This window comes from Lentilitoribacter sp. JB5-8 (assembly GCF_055693385.1).
Map to the genome: position 1 here is coordinate 2,112,203 of NZ_CM146332.1, position 20,217 is coordinate 2,132,419.

A 20,217-nucleotide genomic window follows, 5' to 3' on the forward strand; every position below is an offset into this window, starting at 1 on the left:
CGATAAAGTGATTTGAACAGATTTATCTCTAACGCTTTGTGCCGCAGCTGGCAATTATGATGAACGCCATTTTATCGAGCAACCCATCGATGGTTGCTGCGTTTGCGGACCTTCGCCCGTTTCCGCAATTTGCATCATTGCATTATAAAGCTCGCGCGTTCTGTTTTCAGCGGAAGCATTCATACGCACATCATCCAATCGCCCGCGATACTGCAGCTCACCTTTGTTGTTAAAGCCAAAGAAATCCGGGGTGCAAATTGCATTATATGCTTTTCCAACGCTTTGCGTTTCATCGACTAAATACGGGAAATTAAAGCCATAATGGTCTGAAAACGCCTTCATGTTATCTGGATTGTCAGCAGGATAGTCGTAATAGTCATTGGACATAACTGCTAAAACGTTCACGCCGGCGGCCATAAGTGCGTCAGTATCTTGCTTGAAGCGCTCTCCAATTGCCTTCACATAGGGGCAATGGTTACAGATAAAGGCAATTAATAAGCCTTTTTCACCCAAATGATCTGACATAGAAAATTCCTGACCAGTGGGATCAGCTAACTTAAATTCCGGTGCTTTCCAGCCAAAATCGCAAAGAGGGGTGTCTAATAGCATCTTGTTGTCTTTCAATTGATCGATCTATTAGATTTAGGTCTTTGCGAAAAACTTACAATACTTTTATGATAAAATGAAAATAACCCACCCATGATCTTCGCTTTGGTGAGGGAGTGCCGCGAGGGGAAGCGGCGAGCGGGAATGCGAGATCAGGGCGGGTTATGGCGAAAGTTCGATATCCTTGAGGTTTTGTGAGCTCAGAAGCCCTGAATGGGAGGCGTTCAAGGCTTCTGTTAGGGGCCTACCTAAAGGATGTTGAATATCCGTTTGGATTAGCCAAGTGTACGGAATTCAGATGGTGACAATTTGCCGTTACCGTCAGCGTCAGCAGCATTGAAGTCTGAACGGTCAAAATCACCAGTTTTACCACGAAGTTCGTCGTATGAAATGAAACCGTCGCCAGCAGCGAAGCTTGAAGTTTGGTCAGTTACGCCAACATTTGTGTCAACTTGACCGAAAGAAAGTGCAGACGCACCAGAAACAGCCATTAAAGATACAGTAGCAAGAGCAATAAGAGTTTTCATAATTTTAGTCCTTTTAAGTGTGGTGCAGTTAAGTTTGTGGCGCACCGTAATGTTTCAGTTAGTTTGTTTATCGAAGCGCTTGTGAGTGTTTTGTGGAAACCCGTGTCCGTTTCGATGAGTTAAATGTAGGGCAGGGAAACGAGAAAATAAATTAACATATTCACACGCCTTTGTGAGGTTGTGTGTAGTATCAGATTTTAATCTGTGATGAGTTTGCGCTAAGTCCCTCAAAATTAAGGTTAATGGCAATTAACTGTTCACAGACATGCTCTCAAAAAAACTTGAATTTTTTTTCAAAAAAGATGTTTTGCGTGTGATTTGCGCTGATAAAACACCTTATAAAGGGAGCGTTTGTGAGGTGGCGTGAGTGTTAAGATGAGATAATAGCCGTCTAATCTGATAGAAAATATTGAAAACGCTATGGCTAATGAAAATATTGATTTGAAGAAAAAACCAATATCCAAATCAGATTTGCGCTCTTATAGTTGCTCGACTAACCTGATGGAGATGCGCTCATGGCTATACCAACTCAAATGTCGGCTGTGGTTCTGACCGCTCATGGCGACTTTGATAAATTGGAGTTTCAGCAAGATGTTAAAGTGCCGGAACTCACGCCCAAAGATGTGTTGATCCGCGTTGGTGCAGCTGGAGTTAACAATACGGATTTAAATACACGTATTGGCTGGTACTCAAAAGGTGATAATGATAGCGAAGATGCATCTTGGGCAGGTGGCGCGTTAAAGTTTCCTCATATTCAAGGTGCTGATGCGTGTGGCGAAATCATAGCTGTTGGCAGCGAGGTTGATAAAAGCCGAATTGGCGAACGGGTGCTAGTGGAACCATGTTTTCGTGAATTTGATAGTAAAGTGCTCGACAGCGCATATTATTATGGTTCTGAAACGCATGGTGCATTTGCAGAATATACGCGTGTGCCGGCGCGTTATGCGCACAAAATCGACAGTCTGCTAAGTGACATCGAGCTTGCTTCTTTTCCCTGCTCTTATTCAACATCTGAAAACATGTTAACCCGTGCGAGTGTGGGCAAAAATGATCGTGTGTTGATAACCGGAGCATCCGGAGGGGTTGGCTCTGCAAGTATTCAACTTGCAAAAGCACGTGGTGCACACATTATTGCGGTGACTAGTCCATCCAAAGCAGATGAACTTCGTGAGCTTGGTGCTGATGAAATAATTCATCGTGATGCTGATTACGTTAAAGCCCTCGGTGAAAGCTCTGTTGATGTTGTGATCGATTTGGTTGCCGGGCCAAAATGGCCAAGCTTGTTGGATGTTTTGCGTCCAAAAGGGCGATATGTGGTCTCCGGTGCAATAGCAGGACCAATTGTCGAATTGGATGTACGTACGCTTTATTTGAAGGATCTGAGCTTCTTTGGCTGTACTGTGATTGAGCCGCAAGTATTTGGAAATTTGATTGCGCGAATTGAGGCCAATGAAATTAAGCCGCTGGTTGCCCATACTTTTGCACTTTCAGATATTGTATCTGCGCAAAAGTCGTTTCAATCCAAATCTCACATTGGTAAGATTGTGCTCAAAGTCGGCGCGTAGCTAATCGATGAAATAGGTCCACTAGGGTGCTTTTTTATAGCGTTCTAAACGTTCTTCTAATGTACCTGTATGCAGTTCAAACATGTGATTATCGTCATCGTAAAAATAGATCGATTGACCTTCGCCTTTAACCCGTGCACGACCTTCACGTAGTTCAAGGCCAAGATCGTGGATCCGCGCGAGATAATCTTCAAACTCTTCATCGTCGATCTTAAAGGCGATATGGTTATACGTTTTTTCCTTAAGTGGATCGCCTTTCATGATTGCGATCCAAATATCACCCACTAAGAAGAAGCGCTCTTCTGATAAGGAAAAAGTTGCCTCGCCACTGTCATACACTTTTTTAGCATTTAGAATATGGGTCAGCAGTTTTTCCATCCGGTCAAGATCAGCGGTAATGAATGTCATATGAGAGAGACCCTGGATCATGCAGCGATTTCCTTAGAAAATGGTTTGAAATGATGAATTATTTAAACCTCAAATTTGTGACAGTTTAGCGGCGAGGGCAGGGTAAAACTATGACAATTTGATCATTGCGCATTATATGCGATTAAACAAATGCTTAGCGTGGAAAATTAATAAAATGATTCAATAGCTTGAGGAATTGATTCAACTAAATGGTGGAATGCAATCTGAGTAGTTTTTATGCTGCAACGGCAAGCTATGTATCGTTTTGGCAATTGTTAAAACGTGAATCATATGAATCGCTTAGTCTAAACAGCTAACAATATGATTCAAGTTTTGCGAAGGTATGTCACCTCGGCAAACTGCCTCAAATTCAACATGCGAATAAGAGCTCAATTTGAGCCATTAACATCGCAAAAAACTGTCCAAAATCAATTAGTTAGGCCCGTTAAAGATTTTTAACGAATTGTTAAGGCGAAAAAAGCGTTTTATATCAATGTTTTAACTTTTTAAGCGCGCTTTCGTGTTCTTGGACTCCCCACGAAAGTAACAGGTGCAAAATAGGATTGATTGGTTAAAAATGAGTTAATTTAATCGATCCGCATGGGAATTATACCAGTCCGGAAACAACGCTCTTTTCATGCAATTAAATCCGCGATAAAAGTGCCGCATATACCATTAAGATACCGTCTTACGCCCCAATTCGAAAAGCGATTAAAATGAGCACCAACACTTTGAAATCAGATCCGCGCGATCTTTACATGTCTCGCATAATTAAGGCATCACCAGAGACAGTTTGGCGGTGTTGGGCTGAAACCGAATTGCTTGAAAAGTGGTGGACACCAAAGCCAGTTATCACCAAAATCAGTCAAATGAAATTTGCGCCAGGCGGTGTGTTTGGCACAGATATTGTGATGCCAAATGGAGATGTACATCCAAGTGTGGGCTGCTTTTTGGATGTCACGCCATGTGAAAAAATCGTGTTCACAGATGCTTTGAGTGGTGGATTTAGACCAACAAAACGTTCCTTCATGACGGTCATCATTGAACTAAAATCTCATGATGAAGGCTGCTTATATTCGATACGTATTTTGCACTCTTCAGAAGAGGATGCGCATCGCCATAAAGAGATGGGTTTTGATGAAGGTTGGACAACAACATGCGCCCAGTTAGCTGATCTTGCAGAGAGCCTTTAGTAAATGAAACTGACCACCAGTTTTGAGCCAGACGATGAATTAGATAAGCTGATTATTGGGAATACGCGAGAATATAATGCGAAGTTTGCCCCCAATGATTATAAGCCATTTTCGGTCTATCTTACCGGTGATGATGATCAATTGGTTGGTGGTATGACGGCTTTTTTGTCGTGGAACTATTTGGAGATCAAATATCTTTGGGTGGATGAAAATCATCGTGGCAAGGGTTATGCAGCAGATATCATGCGCGCAGGAGAAGCTGCAGCGCTTGAGAACCTTTGCGAATATGTGCTTGTCGATACATTTGAGTTTCAAGCACTCGATTTTTATTTAAAGCAAGGCTATCAGCTCATTGCAGAGCTTGATGGTTATTTAGGTAAATATAAGCGCTATTATCTGCAAAAGAAGTTAGAAAAAGAGGCTGGCTTGGTCTGATTACTCAGCCTTAGGCCATGTTACTCAATGCATTTGGATCACGCTTGGGTTTGAGCGGAATAAGTAATACGATCGCACCAGCACCAATAGCTGCCCAAAGCGAAGCAGTCCAAAGTAAATCGTAATTGCCAAGAAGGTCGAACAGATATCCACCGGCAAAAGCGCCTGCTGCAGCACCAAGCGAATGACCCGCGGAAATCATCCCCATGGCTAGGCCCATTGTGCGTAGCCCGAGATAAGACTTAACTAAACTCGCTGTGACTGGCACAGTTGAATAATCAACAACACCGAAGAGAATAGCGAACAGATACAATGTCTCGATAGTTTGCCCGGGCAGGGAGGCTAACACAATAAAAGTGAAACCTCTTAATATATAGATAGATGCCAGCAGCAATACTCGGTTGACACGATCTGATAACCAGCCTGCTAATATCATGCCCCCTAAATTAACCGCAGATAACAATCCATAGGCTGTAGCGCTGGGAAGCGGTGGAAGTCCGCAAAAACTTGCAAATGGCAGTAGATGTGTCTCAATCACCCCGGTTGTTGTTATGCCGCAAATGAAAAAACTCCAAAACAATGCATGAAAAACCGGTTGTTTGATCAGACACATAAAGTCGGATGCCATTGATGACTGTGGCGCCTGTGCCTCATCTGCGCTTTTTGATTGGACTTTCTGACCTGGTAACGCTGATTGAATGCAGGGTACAAGCGCCAAACTTGCCAAGCTTAAAGCCCCAAAACTCCAGCGCCAGGACACAAATGCCAAAAGGCTTGCAATCAATGGAATAATGACAAATTGACCACCGGATGAGCCTGATAAAGCTATGCCTGAGGCAAGGCCTGTATTTTTATCAGCAAAGCTGCGTGATACGGCTGTTGCAACAACATGGACGGCGACAATTCCAAATCCTGCCGCACAAAAGAACGAGAACCCGATGATGAACATGATCTTTGAATTCATCAAGGCAACAATGCCGCAACCAATTCCAAGAAGACCAAGGCCAAAGTTTAAAGTAAAACGAGGGCCTTTAATGTCAGCTATTCGCCCCGAAAAGGGCGCGATCATGGCCATAACAATCAGTCCAGCAGCTCCAACAGACGATATGAAGCTGGCGGACCAGCCAAATTCGGCCTGCCAGACAGGCATAACTAGGCCAAGGGACGAACGTGCAGAAAACGACAATGCGAGCGCCAAAAAGCCAAAAATAACTATGGTCCAGTTTTGTTGCGATTTTTCGCTCATTCATCCTACCTGCGTTGAGGCGTAATTCATTGCAGAAAAAAATGAAAATGAACAGTCAATAATACTGATCAACGCACCACAACAATTGATGCTAAAGGGAAAAGTTGAACTTCCAAAACTAGTCTTTCATGAATGGTATAAAGCCGTATTGAAAAACAATTGGGATTTCTTTATCCCATAAATCAGGTCCTATAATCGTGATGTGGCTGGTTCGGTTTATCAAGGCGAAACCCAACGATTTTATGCTCGATATTGGTGAATGATTTGCAGGAGTCGTTTTTCTGGAGAATCATGTTGAACAACTCTAAAAGTTGCCCTTGAATTCCTAAAACAAATTCACCTTTAGATAGTAATAAATACTAAAATTTTAGTCGTTTTTAGAGTCTTGAGTCTCATTTTGGGACGAATATAGTAAAAACACAGCAATTTTAAAGTGTAATTTAGGATTTTTTTCAGATATTCATTAAAATTTTTAAATATTATGAGGTCAGGACAAGATTATACTTGCAAAATAGAAAAATTTCCTCAAATAAATATGCACCGGCGGGCCGTAGGGCGGTAAGTTTCTGAAACTTAGAAAATAATTCACAATAACCCCGACAAGATGAGGGCGGTTTCAAGAGTAGGCGGAATGAACAAAGATAATAAGCGAACGCCAGGGCGCCCAAGAGAATTCGACCTTAATTCTGCGCAATCTGCAATTTTGGATGAATTTTGGTGCAAAGGATATTCAGCAACGTCTGTTGATGATTTATCCAGAGCCACAGGAATGGTTAAACCAAGCCTTTATAGCGCATTCGGTAACAAATATGCCATGTACCAAATGGCCATAAAGATCTACAGCGAAATGTTGTTAGCCAAGTTTGGTCCAGCATTTAATGAGCCTGATAATATTAAAGATACACTAGAAGCGGTTTTTAAGGTGTCCTTGGATATTTATTGTGGAGATTTGAACGAAGAGCCGCGGGGATGCTTGTTCACAACGACAACCATCGCAGAATCTCACAACCATCCAGAAATTGGCAAAATTGTGCATGAACAATTGGTCATGTTCGATCAAACCGTTGTAAAATGTCTTGAGCGATTGTGCCCGGATTGGTCTCCTAAACATATCAGTCATCAGACATGGATTATAATGTCTTCACTTAACCATCTTTCCTCCTGTGCAAGGCTGGGCATGGAGCGCAAAGAGCTGGAGGCTATTGTTGCTTGTTTGATTGACCATATTGTTAGCTCTGAAGACATGGCAACTGTTTAAAATACTATTTTTCTGTTTTGGTGTTTGAGAAGAGCGGGTAAACATCATTCGCACAATTCAGCTATAGACAAGCTGCATCGGATATTATCGCGCATATGTCTTGAGTCTTCTGGCTCGAGCATCAGTAATATGCAGCGTGACTAAGCCAATATGACCAGTATATCGACCTATCAATTCTATACCAGGGACACGAGTGTAACGCGTGCTCGGATGGAAGCTGATCCGATAATTTCGCGTGAAATGACGTATTATAAAGAAAACATTTCACAGATTAACACTGTTGACGAATTTTTAGATGATGATCGCCTTTATAACTATGCGATGAAGGCATTTGGTCTGGAAGAACTCACTTACGCCAAGGGCATGATGCGCCAGGTGTTGGAAAGTGATTTGAATGACGAAGACAGCTTTGCCAATCTTTTAGAAGATACGCGCTATAAAACAATGGCCGCTGCGTTTGATTTTGGTAACACTGTTGCCGAAGCAGAAGTTCAAACAGATGACCAATTTGAAGATACAGTTGATCTTTATTCAAGCGCCATTGACCGCCGCAACGCATCGCTCACAGCTGAGCTCGACTATTATGATGCGGTGATAGATACAGTCACCAATGTGGATGACATTTTCTACAACCAAACCCTGCGTGATCAACTGTTTCAGGCGTTTGAGATAGATCCGGATATTTTCGATTACGACACGATTAGATCAGTCCTCACAAGCGATGCGGATGATCCAAGCTCTTATGTGAATGTCAATTTTGTCGACAATATAGAGACCTGGCAGGCGCAGACGAGTGATTTATACACCCAGCGCAACGAAGCAACGGAAGATTCTGAATATGACAGATTAACACGTCAAATTGAGCAGTATCAAAAATTTGTCGATAAGGCGTATATCTATCAGGAAATGGCCCAGTCATTTAATTTTAGCGAAGATGGTAGTTTAGCTGAAGGTGTATCCGCTCAAACCGAGGAGCAGGTATTAGCCTTTAAAGAGAAGGTCATCCTTGCCGAACCTGAACTTACGATTAGCGCAATGTTGATCAATCAGGATTACTATCGCGAACAGCTCGCCGCTGCGACAACCGTTGAGGATCTGGTATATAATATTCGCTTATCTGAAATTATCTTATCATCTTTCTCATTACCCACAACAACATCGTTTTCCGATATGATTTGGGCGATGACAGAAGATATTTCTGATCCGGAACATGAAATTTATAATATGGATTCAGGATTTGTTGATCTAGCCAATGCATTTAACTTCAACTCAGATGGAACCGTTCCTGATGGGGAGGAAATGCAAACAAGTGAACAAACCGATGACATGATGGTGCTCTATTCAACACGTTATGACGACGAAGAAGAAGAAGACAGATTAAATGAGACATCGCAGTTCGGCACTTATATCGACTATACAAGCGATCTAGATGACTTGCTGTCTAATTTATCTGCGGCGCAAACAGTCCGCAATTATTTGCTTAAAGCCCATGATATTGGCGAAGATGAACTTTCGACATTCCAATTAAAGCAGATCTTGACCTCGGACATCAGTGATCCAGATTCGTATGTAAATCAGCTGGAGGACGAGCGTTATCGTAATTTGGCAAAGAGTTTGAACTTTGATGAAAATGGCGAAATCACTTCACCACGATACGCTCAGGATGAAAACGAAATAACCCGCATGGCGAAAGCTTACTATACTCAGATGACGATGTTCGATAGCTCATCTGACACAGCAGAATTAGCTGAGGAAGAGGTGCTTTATTATCGTGAGCGCATGGGTGAGATTGAGACTGTTGATGAAATTATCGCTGACGCTCGCTTAATAGAATTCATCGCGATCTCTGAAGGCTTGACCTATGAAGACCTTGCAGATGGCGTTTTAGGGCTATTGCTGAGATCTGATCTGGATGATTCTGAAAGCTACGCAAACAGTTTTGAAGATGTGCGCTATCAAAAGATCGCAGGTTCCTTTAGCTTTGATGAGCTGGGCCGCATTGAGCAATCATCCCTGACAGGGGTTCAAAACGAACGTGGTCTGGTTGAAACATCAAATTTATATGTAACTCAATCCATTGAAGAAGAGGCAGGTGAAACTGAAGTGGGGGCTCGATTAGCGCTTTACTTTGCAAGGATGGCGCCAACTATCAGCTCGGTTTATGAGATTTTAGCAGACGAAGCGCTTGGTCAATTTGTCCGCACAACGCTGTCGCTGGCTGAAGAAACCGCTTCTGCAGATATTGATAAACAAGCGCAGCTCATTGAGAGCCGCCTAGATATTCAAGACTTCCAAGATAGCGACAAAGTGGATGAGATGATCAACCGTTTCCTAGTGCTTTATGATTTGGAAAATGGTAGCAATTATGACCCTACAGTTGCTGCATTTAGCAGTGCATCAAGTTTTAGCGCAGATACCTTGGCAAGCTTTGCCCAGCTAAGATCGCAGTTATAAGATAAGACTATGCACGTATAGCAGCACCCTAACGGCGCGTCCAAATCTCAGTACCAATTTTGTCAGAGCCGCCATACGTCCAAATCCCACGCCATGTGCCGTCGGATTGTTCGACATAATAGGCCAAGCCGAACGTGCCATCGGATATATATGAGATTGCAATTGAGGTGTCGTTATTGCTGGCCGGCCCCATGGTTGAAAACCCTTGTCTGTTTTCAGCTCCCAGCCCAGTGCCAGTATATTTCACACCACCGACATTCCAAACTACAGAATATGTTTGTCCCGTTTGGCGCACGCTGACAACGCCTGAATATTCGCCCTGACCGCCTGGGTTTGTACCAGTAACGGTATAGGTGCCTTCAGGGCCTGCAAAAGCAGAAATTGTAAGTGAAAACCAAGCCGCAAAAATCGCGAGTATCAATTTGAACATTTATGCCTCCATCCCAATGTTGTGTTAATTTAGCACAAGGGTTTTAAAAGAGCAGCCCGTGTATCAATTTGCAATAACTCAAGTGTGAATTGCTGTTGATTGGCGGTATTGTTAGGTAAAAAGAAAAACTTGGAGAAAACAATATGCGCAAATCAATCAAGGTCATTTTCGCCGCCTTCACGTTGTTAATCATGCTTATCGGGCAGGGTTTTGCAGCCAGTGGAACGTTTAAAGGTGTTGAAGGCGAACGCGTACGCGGTTCGGTGGAAGTGACTGAAACTTCGGTTAAGCTATCCTCCAATTTTCAAACGACAAGTGGGCCTGATCTTTATGTCTATCTTGGAAATGACGAGCCGACAAAAATTGTCGCTGTTTTGAAAAAGAACAAAGGTAGCCAAACATACGCACTGCCCAAAGGTATTGATTTGTCGAAATATTCTTCCGTGTTCATTCACTGCAAAAAATATAACCATACATTTGGTAAGGCCAGTATTCGTTAATTTAAATGGGGGCGATTGATTTATCCGTAGTTTAAAAATGCTGATCGGATAACAGCTTTTAAAGCATCAATGGCGCGATCATTTTTTCCTCTGTCTGCCAAGATTAGTTTTGATGATGGGGTTGGGGGAAGTTGGTAGTCATTGCCCAAAATTCTAAGTCCATTGTGCATAGATGTGCGCCCCAAAAGTCCAATTGCAATGCCTGCTTCAACCGCTGCGACAACTCCTGAAACACTTTGACTTGAATAAACGATGCGATAGGGGCGCCCGCGCGTTTTCAGCGCGTTTAATGCCACTTCACGCCACCAACATGCCCGATCAAAAAGTGCGACTGGTAAAACATCGCATTTAGAAAAGTCGGCATGTATTGAGCTAGCCCAAACGGTAGGATCTTCAAATAATAACTCATCTTGAGAATTCAGTGTTTCTATCTCGTAGATTGCTAAATCCAATTCACCCTTTTTAAGAGCGTAAGGAAATTCTGTACTTAGCGCACACGTTACGTCCAATTCAATTTGTGGGTGTTTTTGGGCAAAATTTGCGATGATCTGCGCAAGTTTCCCACGACCGTGGTCATCGGGAATTCCGAACCGGATCTTTCCACTCATCAGATCACCCGATAAATCTTTCAAAACGGTATCAAGACGCTCGGTTACATCTTTAGCGACCGGAATAAGTTGCCTTCCGGTTTCACTTAATACAACACCCCGCCCATGGCGCTCAAACACAGGGCGTCCCAAAACCTCTTCTAACCGTTTAATTTGAATGCTGGTGGCTGACTGAGAACGGGCAATTTTGTCCGCGCCAGCTGTGACGCTACCAGTTTGTGCAACGGCGAGAAAAGTTCGTAATAAGTCGCTATCTAAATTATCCATTAGAGTTTCCGATGGCTGAATTTTGTATTATTTATTTTATTTATGGCTTTTTGCGGCGTAAATTTCAAGGCCAAAGGAGTTTCACAATGGCCTTTCAAAATATTCTGGTTCGACAAACCGCGGGAATGAAAATTATAATAATCACCGGGCTTGGCCTTTTTTTGACAGGTGCGCTCATCTGGCCGCAATTTTATGTCGAGTGCATCTCATTTGTCATACTAGGGTTGGTGACAATTGCGCCGATCGTCGTTCCCGGCATATTTTTAACGGCATGGATTATCGCAAGTGGCGCAGACAATTATATCGCAAGAGCATTTGAGGGGAGGCCCGCAAGATCAATCTTTTTAGCTTCACTCATCGGTGCAATTACACCCGTTTGCGGGGTAACTGTGTTGCCGCTTATGGCAGGCTTACTCGCTGCCCGCGTTCCTCTAGCACCGATCATGGCGTTTTGGTTGTCCTCGCCCGTCACAGATCCAGCAATGCTCGCAACAACGGCGGCAACGCTGGGATTTAGTTTTGCGATTGGTAAGACTATCGCCGCATTTTGCTTAGGATTGTTTGGCGGCGCCATAACATCACTCTTTGCCAGCACTTATTGGGCTACCAATTCTTTGCGTGATAATGCTTTGCTGAAAGGTTTAGGACCAAATTCTTGCAGCAGCGCAAATTCATGCGAAAAGTTGAGCACTTTTGATGCGGTGACATGGCGGACAGCTCAAAGAAAGGCAGTCTTTAAGCGACAGTTTTTTGCCACAACGCGTTTGATACTGATATGTCTTATACCTGCTTTTGCAGCTGAATTTGCATTAAATTCGGCTCTGACGCCGGGCTCTCTCGCACCATATGTTGGAGAAGATCAGTTCTGGGCAATTCCTGCCGCGGTATTTGTGGGTGCACCTGCATATATCGATGGCTATGCTGCGCTTCCATTAGCGCGAAGCCTTATTGAGAACGGAATGTCACAAGGCGCTGCGATGGCATTTTTGGTCTCAGGTGGGGTGATTAGTATTTGGGGTGCCTTGGCAATCGCACCGGTTTTAAAGTTAAAGCCATTTATGCTCTATCTCGGTCTTGCAATTAGCGGATCGCTTGCTGTCGGCTATGTGTTTGAATGGGTAGTTTAGCGGGCAAAAAACCGTAAAGCCCGCTAAACAAGTTTTTTAATTAGCGGTATTTAGCAGCGGTAATAAATTCGCCAAATGTCTCGCACCACACAAGCACAGTGTTATATGCGCCAACATCAATACCTTGCGGGATGTCTGCAATAAAGCCATCAAAAGTTTTAACACTGCCGATTGCAGCAGATTGGTCTTTTATAGCGTTAAAACCAGCTTCGTCTTCAACGAATTCTGGCACCAAATACACAATGTAATCAGGTCCTGGTGCAAGTTCGCCCATATGGACAATTTTCGTAGCGCTCACTGCAACTTTACCCGTGCCCCAATGCAGGAAGTCACTTCCAGCCAAATCTTTGGTAAATTCTGCTTCAAACAACGCATTTTCTGCTGAACTTTCCAGCATAGCTTGATCAATACTTGGCGGCGCAATGAGAATTGGCAAAGCATAAATACCAAGCGCAAAGCCGATAACCAGAGCAATGCCGTGGGTGCCGAGCAAGATGAGTTTTCGCATGTTGATTGTCCTCCCAAATCAAAATTGAAACAAAGGCCTAGCATGGGATGAAGATTCCCGCAATTGAACTGGCAAACTCTTGCACTTGCCTATGATCAGAATTTTTGGGAAGCTAGCGGTTATCGATAGTCAGGAATACGGATGGATATGGTATGGTTTGGGTATCTTTAATTCTCGCTTGCTCAGTCGTAATCGTTATCGTTGGTGGGTTTTTAAATCGACGAAAACAAAATCTAGGCATTGGCTGGCAGTTCATCAGATTTAACGTCATTGCAATCTCATTGCCCGTGACGTGCATTTTGGCGCTGAATAATCAATTGACTGGTGAAGCTGCCACAATAATTGGTGGTGCATTGGGATATTGTTTTGGTAAAACAGATTCGAAAAAATCATCCGGCCGAAATTCAAATCCAGAAAAATAAAACGTTGAAATCAAATCTTGAAAAAATGCGCGATGGCGAATGGTATATTTGCATCGATGATGAGCTGGAAGCATTGCGCCAAAAAGCAGCTGATGCTGTGCACGAGCATAATCATATACACCCCACCGAACGTGGGAAAATGGGCCAGAAATTGCGTGCATTATTTGCTCATGCCCATGAAAGTGCGATTGTGACAGCACCATTCCATTGCGTTTATGGGATGAACATCCATCTTGCAGAAGGGGTGTATCTAAATGCTGATTGCGTGATTTTAGATACTGCAAAAGTTTCAATTGGTGCAAGATCACTGCTTGGTCCAAAAGTTCAACTATATTGCCCGCTGCACCACTTAGAGCGCGAAGAACGATCTCAGGGCTATGAAATTGGCTATCCAATTACCATTGGTGAAGATGTGTGGATCGGTGGGGGCGCAATTATTCTACCTGGCGTTACCATCGGTGATGGCGCAATTGTAGGTGCAGGCAGTGTCGTGACAAAAGACGTGCCCCCAGGTGCAAAAGTTGCAGGAAATCCGGCAAAAGCCATCGGATAAGCGCTGTTTTTCCGTGGTTTTTTACTTTGCAGACAAGTGATATCAACAACTTAGGGCCCACAATTGCGCGCCGTAACTTGTTCCACGCAGTTTTACTTGTTACCAATTTAACATTGTTAAGTTTCGTAGCGTTCCTTGAGTCGGAATAGAATTGTGTTTGGTTGGAAAAAGCCGAGAGTTCATTTTGGCAAAAGCCTCGATTGTTATTCCAGATACAACAGTTTGAATTTGTTTCATATTTTCTGTGAAGCAAACAAAAAAACCGGTCAGTTTTTGGGAGCAAGTTATAATGAAAATCGCCTTATTGATGTTAAGTCATGAAGATGAAAGTGGTTCTGTGCAGAACGTTTTCATGCCATTATCAATTGGGGTGATAGCTGAATTTTTAAAACTTAATTTCAAAGAAGATGACTTAGAGATTGAGCTTTTTAAACGACCTTCAAAATTTGAAGAATATCTAAAGTCCACGCAGCCAGATGTGGTTATGTTTGGTAACTATATGTGGAATGAAGAGCTGAATTTATACTACGCTTCACGCGTCAAATCTCAGTTTGATAATTGCTTGGTAGTTATGGGTGGCCCCAATGTCAGTGTGAACATTGAGGGTAAAGAAGCCTTTGTGGCGCAAAATCCGCAAATTGACATTTTGGTTGAAGGCGATGGTGAAATCGTCTCGCTAGAGATTTTAAAACAGTTTAACGCATTTGGCAGGTCGGTTACTGAAACCAAGCTCAAAGGCATCATGAATTGTTTTGCATATGATCATCAAAAACAAGAATTGATTTGTGGTGATGTTGAAGACACGCGCATTGGCGTTGGCAAGACATCATTGGATGAGATCCCGTCACCTTACATTTCGGGCATGATGGATGTGTTTTTTGAAGATGGTGCAATTCCGCTTCTAGAATCCAGTCGCGGTTGTCCCTATGCATGCACTTATTGCCAACAGGGAACGAAGTATTTTTCCAAAGTTAGGTTTTTCGATGGTAGTCGCATAGGTGACGAGATCGTCTACATTGCCAACAAGAAAAACGAACTTGGACTTAACATGTCGATTATCGAATTCACGGATCCGAATTTTGGCATGTATAAACAAGATTTGGATGTGTTTGAGGGGATTAGGAAGTCTCAAGACATCTATGATTTTCCCAAACAGGTATGGTGTTCGACCGGTAAAAGTCAGGCACAGCGTATTTTAACTCACGCAAAGATGCTCAAACCTGATTCAATTATGATTCGTGCGGCCATGCAAAGCATGAACCCGGAAACACTAAAGCAAGTTGAGCGCAAAAATTTAGATATCAGTGTCTTTGAAGAATTTTCCAACGATGGCGTGGAAACTTATTCTGATGTCATGTTGGGTTTACCACTTGAATCATCAGAAACTTATGTCGCTGGAATTTTGGATCTCATCGACAGCAATATTGATGAATTTTCCATGCCTCAAACCCTTGTGTTGAAGGGGACCCCAATGGAGGCGAACGATTACCTTACTAAGTTTGATATTCAAACGCGTAATCGTGTCATTCCTGAATGCAGTGGTGTTTATGGCAAGGAGAAAACGCCTGTTTATGAATTTGAACAGATGGTCATGCATACCTCAACAATGGGATTTGATGATTATTTGCAATGCCGTAAATTCGCACTCATTGTGATGATTTTCCACAATACGCGGATGTTGAAAAACATCTATCGTTACCTCGATCATAAGGGTATTAAACGGTCTGCACTGCTTGATGGGATTTTCCGCGCGTCTTTGACATCAAAACAATTTGCACCTGTTTATGAAGGTTTCTTAGAGCTGGTTCAAATGGAACTGTTGGAAACAACAGAACTGCCAGAAGGTGTTGATCTTGACGAGCTAACCGCAAATAAAGTCTACAAATTCTTGTCTGTAGCGTTGATGAACCATCGTCTTGCACTTGTTGACCTTGTGCAGCAAGCATTGTCGGATGCGCATATTTCAATGGGCCAAGTGGAGAGCGATTTCTTCATTGAAATGCTCAATGATACATTCTTCCAAGTATCTGAAAGTGAAGCAAAGCCGATCAAAAAATCACTTATTTCGCCAATCTCTTCAGCTTTTGATTCAGATTATTATGAGTGCTTCCTATCTGACTTTCAGCAAGAGCGCATCTCCAATTTGAAGGATCTTTATCCAAAAAGCGAGGATCGAGAGAACAAGCTGCCATACCACTTGCGGCCATCAAATATGATCAAGACGATCCGCTTCGCTTAAACCACTTTATCGCAGATAAAAGTGATGGTGCTTTATCGATCATTGTCATCATACCGGCAATTATGATGAATATCATGCCAATAAATCCTGTTGGATCTGGGGTTTCTGAAAAGAACACAAACCCCCATAACACCGCAAATCCAACATAGGAAAAATCGAATATGCCAATTATCGAAGGCTTGCCGCGTTGATAGGCGACCGCTGCTCCAATGCTGCCAATTAAAATGGAAAACGCTAGCCCCAACAATAACAGCCATGTTGAAAGGTCCATTGCACCCCATTTGGGCGATAAAAATGTAGAATATTGCTCAGCAGGCTGAATAAACTCCAATCCAAATGTCGCAATAGCACCGAAAAAGATGAAGGCAATATTTAACCCCGCAGATAATACAAGTGGATGCTCATTCCGGCATTTGGTGCGCGTTATAATCATCGATAGCGCGTATAAAATGGCGGAAAGAACCGGCAATAATGCATAAGCGTTAAATGCATCCGTTGAGGGCTGTAGGATCAAAACAACCCCGCAGAACCCAATTCCAACTGCGATCCATCCCCAGATGTGAATTCGATCACCAATTATCAGTGACGAAAACAGCGTAATGAATATGGGCGCGGTATAATAAGCTGAAGCTGCAATAGACAAAGGGATATGGGGCAGGGCAGCGTAATAGGCAATCCACATCACACCCATCAACAAGCTCCTGATCATCGTCCAACCAGGATTTATTGGTAGCAGCGAGGTCTTGCGAAATTTTACTCCCAAAATGATCAGCAATGCGATGAGCGCTATCCATGAGCGAATGACAAATATTTGCCACAAAACCAAATTGGAATGAATGTTCTTAATAACCGCATCACCAAACGAGAGGATCAAAACTGTTCCAATAATCACCCATATAGCAAGTGTTTGATTGTCTTGTTTTTGCGTATCATTGTGCATCTATACATCCATAATTTGATTAAGACGTAGATATATAAAGCACTGCAATAGTTCGACGTAAATTGACTAATCATCGTTTTTACATTACTCAAAGTTATGCAAAATCTCCGCAAAACCTTACCGCCACTTTCCAGCCTTTTGCCCTTTGAAGCAGCAGCACGTCATGCCAGCATCACCAAGGCAGCCAATGAACTCGGGCTTACGCAAGCAGCAATCAGCAAGCAAATAAAAGCGCTCGAAGATGATCTGGGAATGACATTATTTGATCGCCGAAATCGCGCTGTTTATCTAACCGATGAAGGGCGTGAATTTGGGAACTTAATCTCGCAAACTTTGGGTGAAATTGCGCAGAAAGCAGATCATTTTCGTCAATCCAGTGCATCGCAAGAATTGGTTTTAAGATCGCAATTGTGCGAAGGTTTATATTGGTTGATGCCGCGATTATCGCGCTTTTATCAAAAGTTTCCTGATATTTCAGTCCGTGTGACGGTTTCGCAAAGTCCGCTTGCCAACGCTGAAGAACGCTATGATTTAGCGCTTCAAACAACAGGCCGAGATATTGGATCTGCGCAGTTGCTATTTACCGCGAGCGACGCCGTGTTTCCGGTGTGTAGTCCTGAATATTTAGCGAAAATCGCTCCAAATGTATCCATTGATCAATTGCAGAATTATCAGCTTTTGCATCACCAAGTCTATCCGCAGGATTGGATGGATTGGCAAACATGGCTCAAGCGTGTGGGAACGCCAAGTAAGTTAGGTCAAAAAGGCGTTCTTTATGACAGCTACCCAATGATGATTGAGGCAACCGTTGCGGGACTTGGCATTGGCCTTGGGTGGTCGCGCACAGTAGAAAACCACCTTAAAAACGGCACATTGGTTCGGCCTTTTAGTGAAGAGCTATCCTTCGCGGATGGTTTATCGATATATAAGCCTAAAGCAGGTGCATTAAGCTCTGAAACACGCAAATTGGCAAACTGGCTGCGCACAGAACTCATTTAACTTAATAGCTAAATTTCAGGAATCTCTTCAACATTTAGCGGCTGCGCATAGCCTTTGATAAAGCCATCGCGTTTTGCAAGTATTTGGTACCAGCGCGCAACATGAGGGTAGGCGCTCACATCAACCTTTTGCCGATTAAAGCGCGCAACCCATGGCCATATGGCAAAATCAGCGATAGTGATTTCATCCATAATAAACTCGTGTTGCGATAATCTCAGATCCAACACCTCATAAAGCTTTGCCGTGGTTTGTGAAAAATGCTCAGCCGCAAAGGGTGCTTTGCCCGGATGATAGGTCAAAAAATGATGTGTTTGACCCAAGATTGGACCAAAGGCTGCCTTCTGCCACATCAGCCAGGACACTGTTTCCCAATATTTTGGGGTGTTTTTCTCAGGGATAAATTGCCCTGTTTTATCAGCGAGATAAAGCAAGATAGCACCAGATTCAAAGATTATATTTTCCCCATCCACCAACACAGGCAGCTTATGATTGGGACTAATTTTAACAAAGTCTTCTGTGTGTTGATCGCCTTTACGAATATCTATCTGATGGGTTTTATATGCGAGCCCCATCTCTTCCAAAGCGATAGAGATTTTACGCCCATTCGGCGTTGTCCATGTATATAATTCGATCATGTTGCGGTGATGTATCTCATACTGTTTGCAACAAGTTTGTCATGGATTACGAACGTCGACAAGATGGCCCCGCTGGTGTTGACGAAGGTTTTGAATGAAATTTTTCATAGTCACCGGTTAATTGCCCCACCAGCTTGTCTATATCTTCGACAACCTTGCGCGCTGCATCATAATCGGGACCTGTGACGATTGACTGTTTGCACACCGATATAGCTGCAGTTCGACCCGTTCCCAACATGTCCACAATCCCATCCTTATTAGAAATAAATCCGCGCTTTGTGCGTCGACCTCGTTCCATCATCATGTTTCCCCGCGACACCAATTTAAACGATCTGCTTTTCAAGATATGGCCAAAACATGGCCTGTGGTCGCCCGCAAACCCGCACCAAGGGCAGGCGATATCCGCCAATCTCCGCCTGATCTATCTGTATATCCTCCGGAGCGATATTTTTGTGCAAAACAAGTCCGCTTAAAACCTCTTCAAGCCAGATATTCATCTGATGATGATATTGGTCCATATCAATCGCATCTCCATCGGCCCAATCACCCACTGCAATATCAAGTGCTGAGTTAACGTGGTTTATCTGCGCAGGGGATTGCAAATGGGGGCTTGGCTGGGCAGCAGTCTCAATGTCATTATGAATCTTTCAAAAATAGGTTTAATTTCCTAAAGAACATAATAAGAACATTTTAAATTTGCAAGAAACCTATGCGGGAATATTGAAATATTTTTAATACTAAATATGCGGGGAAGATATTGTTAAAAAGTCAGAAATCCAAATACGCGATTTTATATTCCACGTCGGATTTGAAAAAGCTGACAGGCTGAAATGAAAATCCAAAGCGTGCATAAAATGGGGCTGCATCAACACGTGCATTGCACCACAACTGGTTTATGTTTTGCGTTTGTACCAATGCAATGACATGTTTTAGTAAAACAGAACCCGCACCATGGCCTTGATAGTCTTCCAATACGGCAAATTTGCGAAACTGCATGCGCTGATCATCGGTGGTAAATAGCGATATCACGCCGAAATGAATATCACCATCAAACAGGCCCAAATGCTGAGTTGAAGAGAGGTTATCTTCAGCGATAACAACCATATGATCAGGGCCATTAGGCCACAAAATGGCTTTGCGAATGGCATAAGTGTCATTGGAAGATATAGAGCGAATTTCAGGTGTCATGTGGGTTACTTAGAGCATTTTGCCTGTGAGGTCGAATATGGAAAAAAGATGTTTGAAAATGCACTTGAATCAAATCCTCAACTTTGTGAATCAAATCTTCAAATTTGTA

At 43.0% G+C, this 20,217-nt stretch carries 23 protein-coding genes; 11 read left to right on the plus strand and 12 right to left on the minus strand.

The window, feature by feature from the left end; genetic code table 11:
* Window positions 1-54: 54 nt before the first annotated feature.
* Together ACZ1GZ_RS10215 and ACZ1GZ_RS10220 are read right to left on the minus strand one after the other, a co-directional pair.
* Complete coding sequence (locus tag ACZ1GZ_RS10215; protein ID WP_472664765.1) at window positions 55-609, minus strand: thioredoxin family protein; 555 nt, start codon at window positions 607-609, stop codon at window positions 55-57.
* 272 nt (window positions 610-881) lie between these two features.
* Window positions 882-1,133, minus strand: coding sequence for a hypothetical protein (locus ACZ1GZ_RS10220; protein WP_472664767.1), 252 nt, complete (start codon window positions 1,131-1,133; stop codon window positions 882-884).
* A 515-nt stretch (window positions 1,134-1,648) separates the two neighbouring features.
* On the opposite strand from ACZ1GZ_RS10220, the gene ACZ1GZ_RS10225 reads away from it, so the two are divergent.
* Entirely contained in the window at window positions 1,649-2,698 is a 1,050-nt protein-coding gene (locus ACZ1GZ_RS10225; protein ID WP_472664768.1) for an alcohol dehydrogenase family protein, read from the plus strand.
* Between the two features lie 21 nt (window positions 2,699-2,719).
* On the opposite strand, the gene fosX is transcribed toward ACZ1GZ_RS10225, so the two are convergent.
* Window positions 2,720-3,127, minus strand: coding sequence for a FosX/FosE/FosI family fosfomycin resistance hydrolase (gene fosX, locus ACZ1GZ_RS10230; RefSeq protein WP_472664769.1), 408 nt, complete (start codon window positions 3,125-3,127; stop codon window positions 2,720-2,722).
* A gap of 695 nt (window positions 3,128-3,822) precedes the next feature.
* Here fosX and ACZ1GZ_RS10235 point away from each other — a divergent pair.
* Both ACZ1GZ_RS10235 and ACZ1GZ_RS10240 read left to right on the plus strand, forming a co-directional pair.
* Window positions 3,823-4,299 carry an SRPBCC domain-containing protein gene (locus tag ACZ1GZ_RS10235; protein WP_472664770.1) on the plus strand — a complete coding sequence of 159 codons (477 nt, stop codon included), beginning with the start codon at window positions 3,823-3,825 and terminating at the stop codon, window positions 4,297-4,299.
* A gap of 3 nt (window positions 4,300-4,302) precedes the next feature.
* Window positions 4,303-4,734 carry a GNAT family N-acetyltransferase gene (locus ACZ1GZ_RS10240; protein WP_472664771.1) on the plus strand — a complete coding sequence of 144 codons (432 nt, stop codon included), beginning with the start codon at window positions 4,303-4,305 and terminating at the stop codon, window positions 4,732-4,734.
* 10 nt (window positions 4,735-4,744) lie between these two features.
* On the opposite strand, the gene ACZ1GZ_RS10245 is transcribed toward ACZ1GZ_RS10240, so the two are convergent.
* Window positions 4,745-5,980, minus strand: a complete 1,236-nt coding sequence (locus ACZ1GZ_RS10245) for an MFS transporter (protein WP_472664772.1) — start codon at window positions 5,978-5,980, stop codon at window positions 4,745-4,747.
* 631 nt (window positions 5,981-6,611) lie between these two features.
* Here ACZ1GZ_RS10245 and ACZ1GZ_RS10250 point away from each other — a divergent pair.
* Window positions 6,612-7,238 (plus strand): TetR/AcrR family transcriptional regulator, encoded by a 627-nt coding sequence (locus tag ACZ1GZ_RS10250; RefSeq protein WP_472664773.1) that lies wholly within the window; start codon window positions 6,612-6,614, stop codon window positions 7,236-7,238.
* A gap of 150 nt (window positions 7,239-7,388) precedes the next feature.
* Complete coding sequence (locus ACZ1GZ_RS10255) at window positions 7,389-9,692, plus strand: DUF1217 domain-containing protein (RefSeq protein ID WP_472664774.1); 2,304 nt, start codon at window positions 7,389-7,391, stop codon at window positions 9,690-9,692.
* Window positions 9,693-9,720: 28 nt separating this feature from the next.
* Here the strand turns inward: ACZ1GZ_RS10255 and ACZ1GZ_RS10260 are convergent, their stop codons facing one another.
* On the minus strand, window positions 9,721-10,122 hold the full coding sequence (locus ACZ1GZ_RS10260) for a hypothetical protein (protein WP_472664775.1): 402 nt from the start codon (window positions 10,120-10,122) through the stop codon (window positions 9,721-9,723).
* Between the two features lie 143 nt (window positions 10,123-10,265).
* On the opposite strand from ACZ1GZ_RS10260, the gene ACZ1GZ_RS10265 reads away from it, so the two are divergent.
* Complete coding sequence (locus ACZ1GZ_RS10265) at window positions 10,266-10,622, plus strand: DM13 domain-containing protein (protein ID WP_472664776.1); 357 nt, start codon at window positions 10,266-10,268, stop codon at window positions 10,620-10,622.
* A gap of 20 nt (window positions 10,623-10,642) precedes the next feature.
* Here ACZ1GZ_RS10265 and ACZ1GZ_RS10270 read toward each other — a convergent pair whose 3' ends face one another.
* On the minus strand, window positions 10,643-11,497 hold the full coding sequence (locus ACZ1GZ_RS10270; protein WP_472664777.1) for a LysR substrate-binding domain-containing protein: 855 nt from the start codon (window positions 11,495-11,497) through the stop codon (window positions 10,643-10,645).
* A gap of 86 nt (window positions 11,498-11,583) precedes the next feature.
* Here ACZ1GZ_RS10270 and ACZ1GZ_RS10275 point away from each other — a divergent pair, with 86 nt between their 5' ends.
* Window positions 11,584-12,624, plus strand: coding sequence for a permease (locus ACZ1GZ_RS10275; RefSeq protein WP_472664778.1), 1,041 nt, complete (start codon window positions 11,584-11,586; stop codon window positions 12,622-12,624).
* 40 nt (window positions 12,625-12,664) lie between these two features.
* Here ACZ1GZ_RS10275 and ACZ1GZ_RS10280 read toward each other — a convergent pair whose 3' ends face one another.
* Entirely contained in the window at window positions 12,665-13,132 is a 468-nt protein-coding gene (locus tag ACZ1GZ_RS10280; RefSeq protein WP_472664779.1) for a DM13 domain-containing protein, read from the minus strand.
* 152 nt (window positions 13,133-13,284) lie between these two features.
* Between ACZ1GZ_RS10280 and ACZ1GZ_RS10285 the strand changes: the two genes are divergently transcribed.
* The 3 genes from ACZ1GZ_RS10285 to ACZ1GZ_RS10295 all read left to right on the plus strand — a co-directional run bounded on the left by ACZ1GZ_RS10285 (window position 13,285) and on the right by ACZ1GZ_RS10295 (window position 16,346).
* The gene (locus ACZ1GZ_RS10285; RefSeq protein ID WP_472664780.1) at window positions 13,285-13,554 is read left to right on the plus strand and encodes a hypothetical protein; all 270 of its coding nucleotides are present in this window, start codon (window positions 13,285-13,287) and stop codon (window positions 13,552-13,554) included.
* Window positions 13,555-13,579: 25 nt separating this feature from the next.
* A complete protein-coding gene (locus tag ACZ1GZ_RS10290; protein WP_472668280.1) occupies window positions 13,580-14,107 on the plus strand; it encodes a sugar O-acetyltransferase in 528 nt (175 codons plus the stop codon).
* Window positions 14,108-14,396: 289 nt separating this feature from the next.
* Window positions 14,397-16,346, plus strand: coding sequence for a B12-binding domain-containing radical SAM protein (locus ACZ1GZ_RS10295; RefSeq protein ID WP_472664781.1), 1,950 nt, complete (start codon window positions 14,397-14,399; stop codon window positions 16,344-16,346).
* Here ACZ1GZ_RS10295 and ACZ1GZ_RS10300 read toward each other — a convergent pair.
* Entirely contained in the window at window positions 16,324-17,286 is a 963-nt protein-coding gene (locus ACZ1GZ_RS10300) for a DMT family transporter (protein ID WP_472664782.1), read from the minus strand. The genes ACZ1GZ_RS10295 and ACZ1GZ_RS10300 overlap by 23 nt on opposite strands.
* Before the next feature lie 96 nt (window positions 17,287-17,382).
* On the opposite strand from ACZ1GZ_RS10300, the gene ACZ1GZ_RS10305 reads away from it, so the two are divergent.
* The gene (locus ACZ1GZ_RS10305; RefSeq protein WP_472664783.1) at window positions 17,383-18,285 is read left to right on the plus strand and encodes a LysR substrate-binding domain-containing protein; all 903 of its coding nucleotides are present in this window, start codon (window positions 17,383-17,385) and stop codon (window positions 18,283-18,285) included.
* A gap of 8 nt (window positions 18,286-18,293) precedes the next feature.
* Here the strand turns inward: ACZ1GZ_RS10305 and ACZ1GZ_RS10310 are convergent, their stop codons facing one another.
* From ACZ1GZ_RS10310 to ACZ1GZ_RS10325, 4 genes are all read right to left on the minus strand, one after another.
* Window positions 18,294-18,920 (minus strand): glutathione S-transferase family protein, encoded by a 627-nt coding sequence (locus ACZ1GZ_RS10310; RefSeq protein ID WP_472664784.1) that lies wholly within the window; start codon window positions 18,918-18,920, stop codon window positions 18,294-18,296.
* A gap of 46 nt (window positions 18,921-18,966) precedes the next feature.
* On the minus strand, window positions 18,967-19,218 hold the full coding sequence (locus ACZ1GZ_RS10315) for a hypothetical protein (RefSeq protein ID WP_472664786.1): 252 nt from the start codon (window positions 19,216-19,218) through the stop codon (window positions 18,967-18,969).
* A 25-nt stretch (window positions 19,219-19,243) separates the two neighbouring features.
* Window positions 19,244-19,471 (minus strand): hypothetical protein, encoded by a 228-nt coding sequence (locus tag ACZ1GZ_RS10320; protein WP_472664787.1) that lies wholly within the window; start codon window positions 19,469-19,471, stop codon window positions 19,244-19,246.
* A gap of 217 nt (window positions 19,472-19,688) precedes the next feature.
* Window positions 19,689-20,108 carry a GNAT family N-acetyltransferase gene (locus tag ACZ1GZ_RS10325; RefSeq protein WP_472664788.1) on the minus strand — a complete coding sequence of 140 codons (420 nt, stop codon included), beginning with the start codon at window positions 20,106-20,108 and terminating at the stop codon, window positions 19,689-19,691.
* Window positions 20,109-20,217: the final 109 nt, after the last annotated feature.